Annotated in this window: 11 protein-coding genes; 8 read left to right on the forward strand and 3 right to left on the reverse strand. The window is 69.1% G+C overall.

Features of this window, described 5'->3' with window-relative positions; translation table 11 throughout:
- Window positions 1-39: 39 nt before the first annotated feature.
- Window positions 40-588, reverse strand: a complete 549-nt coding sequence (locus A5781_RS09805) for a hypothetical protein (protein WP_067204235.1) — start codon at window positions 586-588, stop codon at window positions 40-42.
- Window positions 589-885: 297 nt separating this feature from the next.
- On the opposite strand from A5781_RS09805, the gene carD reads away from it, so the two are divergent.
- From carD to A5781_RS09835, 6 genes are read left to right on the forward strand one after another with little or no spacing between them, the layout of a single operon-like run.
- Complete coding sequence (gene carD, locus A5781_RS09810; RefSeq protein ID WP_007166539.1) at window positions 886-1,374, forward strand: RNA polymerase-binding transcription factor CarD; 489 nt, start codon at window positions 886-888, stop codon at window positions 1,372-1,374.
- A 31-nt stretch (window positions 1,375-1,405) separates the two neighbouring features.
- Window positions 1,406-2,077, forward strand: a complete 672-nt coding sequence (gene ispD, locus A5781_RS09815; RefSeq protein ID WP_067204485.1) for a 2-C-methyl-D-erythritol 4-phosphate cytidylyltransferase — start codon at window positions 1,406-1,408, stop codon at window positions 2,075-2,077.
- Window positions 2,074-2,553 (forward strand): 2-C-methyl-D-erythritol 2,4-cyclodiphosphate synthase, encoded by a 480-nt coding sequence (gene ispF / locus A5781_RS09820; protein WP_067204238.1) that lies wholly within the window; start codon window positions 2,074-2,076, stop codon window positions 2,551-2,553. Before ispD ends, ispF begins: the two co-directional genes overlap by 4 nt.
- Window positions 2,554-2,603: 50 nt before the next feature.
- On the forward strand, window positions 2,604-4,022 hold the full coding sequence (cysS, locus tag A5781_RS09825; RefSeq protein ID WP_067204242.1) for a cysteine--tRNA ligase: 1,419 nt from the start codon (window positions 2,604-2,606) through the stop codon (window positions 4,020-4,022).
- Complete coding sequence (rlmB, locus tag A5781_RS09830) at window positions 4,023-4,952, forward strand: 23S rRNA (guanosine(2251)-2'-O)-methyltransferase RlmB (protein WP_067204245.1); 930 nt, start codon at window positions 4,023-4,025, stop codon at window positions 4,950-4,952.
- Window positions 4,953-4,972: 20 nt separating this feature from the next.
- Complete coding sequence (locus tag A5781_RS09835; RefSeq protein WP_067204489.1) at window positions 4,973-5,932, forward strand: glycerophosphodiester phosphodiesterase; 960 nt, start codon at window positions 4,973-4,975, stop codon at window positions 5,930-5,932.
- 2 nt (window positions 5,933-5,934) lie between these two features.
- On the opposite strand, the gene A5781_RS09840 is transcribed toward A5781_RS09835, so the two are convergent.
- The gene (locus tag A5781_RS09840; protein WP_067204248.1) at window positions 5,935-7,332 is read right to left on the reverse strand and encodes an NAD(P)/FAD-dependent oxidoreductase; all 1,398 of its coding nucleotides are present in this window, start codon (window positions 7,330-7,332) and stop codon (window positions 5,935-5,937) included.
- A gap of 179 nt (window positions 7,333-7,511) precedes the next feature.
- Between A5781_RS09840 and A5781_RS09845 the strand changes: the two genes are divergently transcribed.
- The gene (locus A5781_RS09845) at window positions 7,512-10,130 is read left to right on the forward strand and encodes a LuxR family transcriptional regulator (protein ID WP_067204492.1); all 2,619 of its coding nucleotides are present in this window, start codon (window positions 7,512-7,514) and stop codon (window positions 10,128-10,130) included.
- A gap of 88 nt (window positions 10,131-10,218) precedes the next feature.
- Window positions 10,219-10,530 carry a DUF3303 domain-containing protein gene (locus tag A5781_RS09850; RefSeq protein ID WP_067204251.1) on the forward strand — a complete coding sequence of 104 codons (312 nt, stop codon included), beginning with the start codon at window positions 10,219-10,221 and terminating at the stop codon, window positions 10,528-10,530.
- Here the strand turns inward: A5781_RS09850 and A5781_RS09855 are convergent.
- On the reverse strand, window positions 10,527-11,768 hold the full coding sequence (locus A5781_RS09855) for an SLC13 family permease (RefSeq protein ID WP_067204255.1): 1,242 nt from the start codon (window positions 11,766-11,768) through the stop codon (window positions 10,527-10,529). The genes A5781_RS09850 and A5781_RS09855 overlap by 4 nt on opposite strands.
- Window positions 11,769-11,780: the final 12 nt, after the last annotated feature.

Genomic DNA, 11,780 nt, shown 5'->3' on the forward strand with positions numbered 1-11,780 from the left:
GTACGACAAATCCCGGCTATGACAGGCGGTTACGCGCGCCTAGCTTTGCTGGGGCGGGTTCAACCCGGCCGAAACCGGCACCAGCACGGTGGCCTGCCCGGCCTTCTCGAAATTGAAGGTGAAGTTGTACAGGAGGCCGTTGCTGACCGGCTTGGCTAGGGTGACCGTCGCCTTGGCGGCGTTGGTGTTGGCGCCCAAGGGCCCGGGCGCCACCCTCTGTCCCTCCGGCGTCCCGATCATCAGCCTTCCGCCGGCGGGCAGGCGGCCGTCTCCGCTCAAGGCCACCGAACCGACGTCGCTGGTGATGCTCACCAACCTGTCCGGCATGTCCGGCGACTGGTTGATCGCCACCAGCACCAGATCGACCGTCCGGCCCGGCTGCACGGCTTCACCGGTCTGCGCGGCCTGCATGCGGATGTCGCGCAGCGCCACGTTGTTGAAGGTGACTTTGTTGCCGTTGATGGCGGGCTCCTGGACGGCCATCTGCGAGACCTGGCCGGCCCCGCAGCCACTCAGCAGGACCGCGAGCACCGCGACGAGGCCGACGAGCGCGGCCCGGAACGAGAGGCTGATCTCGAATCGGTTCACTCAATGCCTCCTGCTGGGCCGGTTCGACTGATGCAACTATGCACAGTAGTAGGAACGTTTCGCGCGCGGTAGCGCGGGGCGTCAGACCAGCCCGGCAGCCCATCCAGCGGGGTCTTTTGCGGCGCTCAGGGGCCGCCCTCGGGGCCGAACGGGCGCATTGGTAATGTGCGTCACTGCACGTTCTGCTCCCCCTGTCAACCCCTAATCTGCGCGTGTTGTGCCCCTGACCTGCATCGTTGCTCCACGCGCGATTGGGCGGCCGTGTTAGACTGAAGTAACGAAAGGGGCTCGAATCAGATGATCTTCAAGGTCGGCGACACCGTTGTTTACCCGCATCACGGTGCTGCGTTAGTCGAGGCGATTGAAACCCGCACCATCAAAGGGGAACAAAAGGAATATCTCGTCTTGAAGGTGGCGCAGGGAGACCTCACAGTTCGAGTACCCGCCGACAACGCTGAGTACGTCGGTGTTCGCGACGTCGTCGGGCAAGAAGGCCTCGACAAGGTGTTCCAGGTGCTGCGGGCTCCGCACACCGAAGAGCCGACCAACTGGTCGCGCCGCTACAAGGCCAATCTGGAAAAGCTGGCCTCCGGCGATGTCAACAAGGTGGCCGAGGTAGTTCGCGACCTGTGGCGTCGGGACCAGGAACGTGGCCTGTCCGCCGGCGAGAAGCGCATGCTGGCCAAGGCCCGCCAGATCCTGGTCGGCGAGTTGGCGCTGGCCGAGAGCACCGACGACGCCAAGGCGGAAACCATCCTCGACGAGGTTCTGGCCGCCGCTTCCTGAAGGCCCTGATTTTTCGGTGGTCACGGGGACGATCTCCTCGGGCACGGTTGTCGCAGTGGTCCCGGCCGCAGGGTCGGGCGAGCGACTGGGCGCCGGTGTCCCCAAGGCATTCTGCGAGGTCGACGGGCGCACCCTGTTGGACCGCGCCGTCGAGGGTTTGCTGGAATCCGGAGTCGTCGACCACGTGGTCGTGGCTGTCCCGGCGGCCCGGGTCGACGAGGCCAAGCAGGCCCTGGGGGAGCGAGCGACCGTCGTCCCCGGCGGTGCCGATCGCACCACATCGGTGAGCCTGGCGCTGGCGGCCCTCGCCGGTGAACCCGATTTCGTCCTGGTCCATGACGCCGCACGCGCCCTGACGCCGCCCGAACTGATCGTGCGCGTGGTGGACGCGTTGCGGGCCGGGCACAACGCCGTCGTGCCCGCGCTGCCCCTGCATGACACCATCAAGGCCGTGGATGCCAACGGCGTGGTCCTGGGTACGCCCGAGCGGGCCGGACTGCGCGCCGTGCAGACGCCGCAGGGCTTCGCCCGTGACTTGCTGCTGCGGGCGTACCAGCGCGCGGGAACCGCCGATTTCACCGACGACGCCTCGCTCGTCGAGCACGTCGGCGGCCAGGTCCAGGTGGTCGACGGCGACGTCCTGGCGTTCAAGATCACCACCCAGCTCGATCTGTTGCTGGCCGAAGCGGTCGTGCGCCGGTGAGCGAGCTGCCTCGGGTCGGCCTCGGGGTCGACGTGCACCCGATCGAACCCGGGCGGCCCTGCTGGCTGCTGGGTCTGCTGTTTCCCGGCGCCGACGGCTGCGCCGGCCACTCCGACGGCGACGTGGGGGCGCACGCGCTGTGCGACGCGCTGCTGTCGGCCGCGGGGCTCGGCGACATCGGGACCGTCTTCGGGGTCGACGACCCGCGCTGGAAAGGGGTCACCGGCGCCGACATGCTGCGCCACGTCGCCGATCTGGTGGCTCGGGACGGTTTTCGGGTCGGAAACGCCGCGGTGCAGCTGATCGGCAACGAGCCGAAAATCGGTCCGCGCCGGGCCGAGGCGCAGCGCGTGCTATCGGAGCTGCTGGGGGCTCCGGTCTCGGTGGCGGCGACGACGACCGACGGGCTCGGCCTGACCGGCCGCGGCGAGGGCCGCGCCGCCATCGCCACCGCGTTGGTAATCGCCGCCCGCTAAGGCGCGCGCACCTCCGGGCAACTCGGAACCACCCGGTAAGCTGGCACGTCGTGACCGATCGCGCCCGCTTGCGGCTACACGACACGGCGGCCGGTGCCGTGCGTGATTTCGTTCCGCTGCGCGAGGGCCACGTCTCCATCTACCTGTGCGGCGCCACGGTTCAGGGACTGCCGCACATCGGCCATGTCCGCAGCGGCGTGGCCTTCGACATCCTGCGCCGCTGGCTGATGGCGCGCGGCTGCGACGTCACCTTCATTCGCAACGTCACCGACATCGACGACAAGATCCTCAACAAAGCCGCCGCGGCTGACCGGCCGTGGTGGGAGTGGGCGGCCACTTACGAGCGCGCGTTCAGCGCCGCCTACGACGCCCTGGACGTCCTGCCGCCGTCGGCCGAGCCACGCGCCACCGGGCACGTCACCCAGATGGTCGAGTTGATGGACCGCCTGATCGAAACCGGCCACGCGTACCCGGCGGGCGGCGACGTCTATTTCGACGTGCTCAGCTACCCGGAGTACGGCCAGCTCTCCGGTCACAAGATCGACGACGTCCATCAGGGCGAAGGCGTGGCCACCTGCAAGCGCGATCAACGCGACTTCACGCTGTGGAAGGCCGCCAAGCCCGGCGAGCCGTCGTGGCCCACACCCTGGGGGCGCGGCCGCCCGGGCTGGCACTTGGAATGCTCCGCGATGGCCCGCACCTACCTGGGGCCGGAATTCGACATTCATTGCGGCGGGATGGACTTGGTCTTCCCGCACCACGAGAACGAGATCGCGCAGAGCCGCGCCGCCGGTGACGGATTCGCCCGCTACTGGCTACACAACGGCTGGGTCACCATGGGCGGCGAGAAGATGAGCAAGTCGCTGGGCAACGTGTTGGCCATACCGGCGTTGTTGCAGCGGGTGCGCCCGGCGGAGCTGCGCTACTACCTGGGCAGCGCGCACTACCGTTCGATGCTGGAATTCTCCGACACCGCACTGCAGGACGCGGTGAAAGCCTATGTGGGCGTTGAGGAGTTCCTGCACCGCGTCCGCGTTCGCGTCGGAGCCGTCGAGCCCGGCGAATGGACCCCGCGGTTCGCCGAGGCGCTCGACGACGACCTGGCGGTTCCGGCCGCGCTGGCCGAGGTGCACCACGCCCGGGCCGAGGGCAACCGCGCCCTCGACACCGGCGACCACGACGGCGCGTTGCAGCATGCCCGCGCGATCCGCACCATGATGGGCATCTTGGGCTGCGACCCGCTCGACGAACGCTGGGAAACCCGCGACGAGACGACGGCCGCGCTGGCCGCGGTCGAGGTGTTGGTGCGTGCCGAACTGCAGAACCGGGAAAAGGCTCGCGAGCAACGCAATTGGGCGCTCGCCGACGAGATTCGGGACCGGCTGAAGATCGCCGGCATCGAGGTCACCGACACCGCGGACGGGCCGCAGTGGGAGCTGTCGGCCCGCGAAGAAAAGCACGGCAACTAGATGGCCGGCAATTCGCGGCGCCGCGGGGCAATACGCAAAGCGGGCAGCAAGAAGGGACCCACCGTGGGTTCGGGCGGCCAGCGTCGCCGTGCGCTCGAGGGCCGCGGTCCGACACCGCCGGCGCACCTGCGTCCGAACCATCCCGCCGCCAAACGCGCCCAGTCGCCGCGGCGGCCGGCCAAGCGCGCCACCGACGAGACGGAGACGGTGCTCGGCCGCAACCCGGTGCTGGAGTGCCTGCGGGCCGGGGTGCCGGCGACCGCGCTATACGTGGCCCTGGGCACCGAGGCCGACGAGCGGGTCACCGAAAGCGTCACCCGCGCAGCGGATGCGGGCATCTCGATCCTCGAGATACCGCGTGCCGACCTGGACCGGATGACGAGCAACCACCTGCATCAGGGCATCGCACTGCAGGTGCCGCCGTACGACTACGCCCACCCCGACGACCTGTTGACCACCGCGATCAACTCACCGCCCGCCCTGCTGGTCGCGCTGGACAACATCTCCGATCCGCGCAACCTCGGTGCGATCGTGCGTTCGGTCGCGGCGTTCGGCGGCCACGGTGTGCTGATCCCGCAGCGACGCTCGGCGTCGGTGACGGCGGTGGCCTGGCGCACCAGCGCCGGGGCCGCGGCGCGGATCCCGGTGGCACGGGCCACCAATCTCACCAGGACGCTTAAGGATTGGGCCGACCGCGGCATCCGGGTGATCGGCCTGGACGCCGACGGTGACACCGTCGTCGACGACATCGACGGCGCCGACCCGCTGGTGGTGGTCGTCGGATCCGAAGGCAAAGGGCTGTCACGACTTGTGCGGCAGAACTGCGACGAGGTGGTGTCCATTCCGATGGCCGGGCACGCCGAATCGCTGAACGCCTCGGTGGCCGCCGGGGTGGTGCTCGCCGAAATCGCGCGCCAGCGCAGGGCTTAGCTCCGGTGCGCCGGTGGCCCGTGCGCCTCGGAGCCGCGCTGGCCCTACTCGTTGTGCTGGCGCCCGCGGCCGGCGCCCAAGCCCCCGAATTCGACTTGCAGGCTCATCGCGGCGGGCGCGGGGAGACCACAGAAGAGTCGTTGCGCGCCTTCGCGAAATCAATCGAATTGGGCGTCAGCACACTCGAACTCGACATCAACATAACCAGAGACGGGCAACCGCTGGTGTGGCACGATCCGACGATCGACGCCGAGAAATGCGCCGACACCGGGCCCGCCTTCCCCGGCGATCCGCAGTATCCCTACGTCGGCAAGTTGGTGCACGAACTCACCCTGAACCAGATCCGCACGCTGGACTGCGGGCGGAGGCTGGCCGAATTTCCCAATGCTGAAGTGGTGCGGGGCAACAAGATAGCCGTCCTGGCGGAGGTTTTTGCGCTGGCCGATTCCTACCATGCGGCCGTGCGCTACAACGTCGAGACGAAGGTGGCAGCCGACAAGCCCGGCACCTCGGCCGATCCCCAACAGTTCGTCGACGTGATACTGGCGGCGGTCAGGTCGGCCGGCAAGGTCGACCGGGTGGAGATCCAGAGCTTCGACTGGCGGACCCTGCCGTTGGTGCACCGGGAAGAGTCGTCGATTCCGTTGGTGGCGTTGTACAACGAGGACACCTGGGTGCCGGATTCGCCATGGCTGGCCGGGGAGAACGCCGCCGCCATCGGTGACCCGATGATCGGAGCGAAGCTGGTGGGCGCGGAGATCATCTCGCCCAGGTACCAGCTGGTCGCGGGCAAACCGTACGTCGATCGCGCGCATGCGTTGGGGCTGAAGGTGATCCCGTGGACGGTCGACGATGCGGCCGCGATGCGCGAACAGATCGCCGACGGCGTCGACGGCATCATCACCGACTTCCCGACTCGGTTGCGCGGCGTGCTCGCCGAGCTCGGGATGCCGCTACCGCCGGCCTACCACCGTGCTTAGCGTCAGGACACAGCCGTCACCGGAACGTCGGCGGGCGCGACATCGGCATCGATGGCGGGTCGGGGCCCGCGGGCGGCGCGCCAGAGCATGTTCGGGCGTAACAGCCGCGTCGCGGGGTCGACGAGCGAGGTCACTCTGATGAACTGATTCAGCGCGGCGGTGTCGCTTTCGGCCGCGGCGAGCACCCGATCGACGTATTTGTTGAACAGCCGCGCGACCAGCGGTGCGGTGCCGTGGATTTCGGGCAGGGCAAGGTCGGGGTTGGTCGATAGCTGCCAAGCCTGGCGGATTGGCGCTGCCGCCGCGCGGAAGAAGCGCCGCGCCAAATCGTCAGTACCGGCAGACAAGCAGTCGCGCAGCGCCAACGCCTCGAGCGCGGCGACCGTCATGCCCTGGCCGTAGATCGGGTTGAAGCTGCAGATCGCGTCACCGGTGACCAGCAGGCCCTCGGGGAAGCGCCGCAGCTTGTCGTAGCGGCGCCATCGACTGCACGGCGTCCGGTGCCGCACCGGTTCGCCGATGGGTTCGGCGGCTCGCACCGCGGCGAGCAGGTGGGCCGGCGCGCAGTCCGCCACGAAATCACACATCTCCGCAAGATCGAGCGACGCCGGTTCCTGGCCGGCGACCCCCATCACCGTGAGCAGCCAGGTGTCGTCCTCGCAGTGCAACAGGCCGCAACCTCTCGGCCTGCCGGGCACGATACCGATGAGGAAGCCGAGCTCCCGTGGCGCTTCCGCCGTCATGCGCAGCGCCTGGCTGGCGTAGGTCAGCTGCACGTCGACGCGATCCTCATGCGGGCGGTCGTACCCCAAGTTGTCCAGCCAGGTCGGGGTACGGGCGGCACGCCCGGTGGCATCGACGACCAACTCGGCGGGCAGCGTGGTGGGTTCGCCGGTGCGGCCGAAGACCACCCGCACTCCCGTGACGCGGTGGCGGTCGAGGGTCGACACCGGGCCCAGGATGAAGTGCTCGTCGAGCAGGGTGACGTTGGGAATCTCGCGCAGCCGCGTGCGGACGTGGTCTTCGAGGAAGGGCCGTGTCGCGCTGTAGGCGGTCAGCCCGGTTGCGCTGCCGCGGCGCGCCATCAGGTGTCCGCCCACGTTGTAGTAGAGCTCGGAGAGATCCCCGCCGTCGAAGTGGTGTGCGCCGTCGTGGACCATCTCGTCGAGGACGCCGGGGAACATCCCCTCGATCACCTGTGCTCCGCGGGCCAACAGGGCGTGCAAGTGCCGGCCCTGCGGCACGCCCCTGCGAGGGGCGTGGGCGTCGGGGAGCGGGTCACGCTCCACGACCGTCACCGTGCCGAAGAAGTCGGCTAGCGATCGCGCGGCCAGCAAACCGGCCATGCTCGCTCCCAACACCACCGCGTGACTGCCGATCTTGGTCTTCGTGTCGAACATGGCACTCCGCCTTTCTGACCGCTGGCTGACAAAAGTCATGCTCACAGCGCTCGGTGGGCGCCGATAGCGTAGTCGGGTACGCGAGTCGGGCACCGGCAGTGGACACCGGCCGGTCAAACCGCACCCGAAACGGTGGCAATCCGGCCCCCGCGGTGCCGCCGCGCGGTTATAGTCGCCGCGTGATCGGCGGCGACCTGCTGATTGGGCGCGACAGCGAGTTGGCAACCATTCGCCGCGCCCTGAGCGGCGCTGACCAGCACTCCGGGGTGTTGATCGCAGGCGCCGCCGGGGTGGGCAAGACCCGGTTGGCCCGCGAAGCGCTGCGGCGCGCCGGGGCGTCGGGCGAGCGCACCCAATGGATTGTCGGCACCCAGTCGGCCCATGCGCTGCCCCTAGGGGCGTTCATCGGCCTACTGGGCGACGGGATGTCGGATCCGCTGTCCAACGTGCGGCGCGTGATCGAATCGTTTGTGGCGCGACAACGCCGGGGCCGGGTGGTGGTGGGCGTTGACGACGCGCACCTGCTGGATGGGTTGTCCGCGCTCGTGATTCACCAGCTGGCACAGTCCGGCGGGGCCCGGCTGGTGGTCACGGTGCGCTCCGGCAGCGAAGAGCCCGATGCGGTGACGGCGCTGTGGAAGGACGGCCTGCTGACTCGCCTGGATTTGGAACCGCTTTCGGCTGCGGCGACGCGCGAGGTCATCGAGCGCGCGCTGGGCGGTCCGGTGGATGCGCGCTGCGCGGCCCGGTTCCGGCGGCTCACCGGGGGGAACACGCTGTTTCTTCGGCAGCTGCTGAGCGATCAGATGGCGGCCGGACGGGTTCGGCAAGTGGCCGGGGTGTGGATGTGGGACGGAGACGTCGCGGTCTCGGCGAGCTTGTCCGACACGGTGGGGCGCCAACTTGGTCGCCTGACGCCGCCGTTGGCGCTGGTGGTCGACACGCTCTCCCAATGCGAGCCGCTACCCGTCGACTTGTTGTGCGACTTGGTATGTCGCGAGGACCTGGTGGCGGCCGAAGCGATGGGCCTGGTGAACGTCGAACGCGCAGCCAGTGGGTTGATGGCCAGACTCGCACACCCGCTGTTCGGTGAGCTTCGCCGCGCGGGCACCGGCGAGATGTATTTGTCGAAGGTGCGGGGCCGGTTGGCGACGCGGCTTGGGCGGGACGGTGACGCCGACGTGCAAGCCACGGTGCGTCGGGCGTTGCTGAGCCTGGAGTCGGATCTGGCCCCGCAACCCGAGCTGTATCTGGAATCGGCGCGGCATGCGATGACGCTGTTGGATCTGGATCTGGCCGACCGGCTGGCCAACGCCGCGGCGCAGGCCGGGGCACCGGGGGCGTCGGGGGTGCGGGCGATGAACCTGATGCTGCTCGGCCGCGGGGAGCAGGCCGAGTTGGCGTTGCGCGCGATCACCGACGGCGATCCGCCCGATGGCCATTACTGGGCGACCCTGCGCGCGGCAAACCTGGTGTGGATGCTCGGCAGGCCGGCGGACGCCTCGGAGATCCTCGACGGCCTGGCCGCGACCCGCGAGACGCCGGCGCAGGTCGCCGAGCGTCTGGCGGTGCAGGCGTGCCTGGATGCGGTGGCCGCGCGCTGCGAGATCGCCTCCGAAAGAGCCGGGGCCGCACTGGATTCAGACACGCTGCCAGAATTCCACGCGATGATGGCGTCGCTGGCGTTGATCATGGCCATGGGGGCGTTGGGGGAGGTCGACTGCCTGGCAAGCGTGGCCGAGCAGGCGCTACGCCGGGCGACGACGTCGTTTGAGGCGTCGCACATGCGATTCTGGTTCGGCGCGGTGTACGGCCGGGCCTGCCGGTTGACAGGGCGCATCGACGAATTCGTCATCTTGGCAAAGGAAGTGGCCGACTCGGCCCGCGACATCCCGGGTCTGGCCTACGCGAACCTGGCCCTCCTGCTTGGAAACGCCGACTTGGCGCGCGGGGCCGTCGCCGACGCGGTCCGGCTGGTGCACGAAGCGCTTGCCGGGGCGCAAATACACGCCATAACAACCGGTTTAACACCGGCGAGCTATTTCGCGTTGGCCGAGGCCCACGGCAAGCTCGGGCACGCGGCCGAAGCGAACGACGCGGTCGCCGGGGCGCGGGCCTGCGTGCCCGCCGACTTTTTGTTCATGCACACCGGCTTGTCGCTGGCCGGTGGGTGGGCGCTGGCGGCAAGCGGTCGCCTGGGCGAGGCCGTGGCGACCGCACAGGCGGCCGCGCAACTCGCGCGCGACCGGGGCCAGCCGACCCACGAACTGGCCTGCCTACAAGCCGCGGCGCAATGGGGGGATACCTCGGGCGCGGCGCGGGCCCGGGCGCTGGCCGACGTGCTGTCGCTGCCGCTGGCCGAGGCCATCGCCTCGCACGCCGAGGCCCTGCGGGCCGGGAACGGCGAAGGGCTCCTGGCGGTTTCGGCCGCCTATCGCGCAATCGGCGATCGGGCCGCGGCCGCCGACGCGGCGGCGCAGGCCTCTGTTGCGTTCATCGAAGGGCAGCAGCACAAGCGCGGGCTCTATGCGTCGGCGCTGGCCCGTGAACTGGCCGAGGAATGTGGCGGTTTGTGCACGCCCGCGTTGCGGACTCCGGCGGGTCTCAAACTCTCGGGTCGCCAGCGCGATGTCATCGAACTCGTCGTGGCCGGTCTGTCCAACCGCCAGATCGCCGAGAAATTGGTGATGTCTGTGCGCACCGTGGAGGGTCATGTCTACCGGGCCTGCCAGCGGGTGGGCGCCCAGTCCCGCGAGGAACTGGCATCAATAATCCGATCGGGACCGGTGTCTGACTGACGCACGGGATATTCGAGTAGTCGAGTACTCGTGAGCACAACGGAAATCGGCCATATCGTTGCGATCCCAACGAGAAAAGGAGAGCGCGATGAAGTACGTAGTGGCTTGGACATATCGCTTGAACGGCACGGCGGCCGAGAACGACGAAAGTCTGCGACGGGGCTTGGCCGCATACTCGAAGTGGTCGCAACCGCAGACCACGATGTATCACCAGTTCGTCGGCCGCATCGACGGCGATGGTGGATTCGCGGTGGTGGAGTCCGACAACCCGGCCGATTTGGTTGAGACCACAAGCCAATTCGCCACGATCCTGGATTACCAGGTCTATCCCGTTGTGGACATCGCCGAAGCCGCGCAAGCGCTGCAGCAAGGCGTGGAATTCAGGGAGGCGATCGGCTAGATGCCGAGCACCCTGGCCGACGCCCACAGCGCGACGACCGCGACCACCAGCGACACGGGCACGGTGCACAGCCCCAGGCGGGTGTATTCCCCGACACCGGCATCCACATCGTGCTGGCGAAGCACGCGCCGCCACAACAGGTTCGACAAGGACCCGACGTAGGTCAGGTTGGGTCCGATGTTGACCCCGAGCAGGACGGCCAGAATCGCGACCGGTCCGCTTGGCGCGACCAGTGGCAGCAACACAAGGGTGGCGGGCAGGTTGTTCACGACGTTGGCCAGCACCGCGGCCACCGCGGCGATGGCGAGCAGCGCGGGCAGTGTCGAACCGGCCGGCAGCACCGCCGACATCGCCCTGTCCATGCCGTTGAGCATGACTGCCCGCACGACGACGCCCAGTGCCAGCACGAACACCAGGAACGACACGTGCGCCGAGCGCGCGATGTCCACCACCGAGGTGTGCCCACGGCTCAGGCTGCGCACGGCCAGGGCCGCGGCGCCGGCGAGCGCCACCCAGGCGGGGGCCACCCCGATGGACTGGGCGACCCCGAAGCCGGCCAGCGTCAGCCCGACCACCGCCAACACGAAAATCGGCGGCCGCGGCGCCGGCCCGGGTTGCTCAGGGTGCGGCTGCACGCGCAGGTCGGCGGCGAAAAACCAGCGGAATACCGCATACAGCGTGACCACCGCGCCCACCCACGGCAACGCCATCAACAAGGTGAACCGCGTGAACGAAAGGCCGGCGGTGTGAAACGCCAACAGGTTGGTCAGGTTGGACACCGGCAGCAGCAGGGAGGCGCCGTTGGCCAGGTGCGCGGTGGCATAGGCGTACGGCCGCACCGGGGTTCGCAGCCGGCGGACGCCCGCCAGCACGACCGGGGTCAGCAGCACCACCGCGGTGTCCAGGCTCAGGACGGCGGTGATCAGGGAGGCGATGGCGAATACCCGCAGCAGCAGGCCGCTCGACCCGACGCGGCCGCGCGTCATCGCCGCACCCGCCGCCTCGAACAGGCCCTCGTCGTCGCACAGCTTGGCCAGCACCAGCACCGCGCCCAGGAACCCGACCACCCCCGAGAGACCGGCCACCTCCTCGACCGCCTGATGCACCGATATGGCGCCCACCGCGATCAGGATGAGGGCCGCGGGGACCGCCGCCGCCGCCTCCGGCCAGCCCCTCGGGCGCACGACGGCGAAGGCCAGGACGGCAGCGAGCAGCACCAGCGCAAGTGCCAGGGTCAAGGCTTTATAACC

Origin of the sequence: Mycobacterium sp. 852002-30065_SCH5024008 (assembly GCF_001665645.1) — a bacterium.
Taxonomy (GTDB): domain Bacteria; phylum Actinomycetota; class Actinomycetes; order Mycobacteriales; family Mycobacteriaceae; genus Mycobacterium; species Mycobacterium paraffinicum.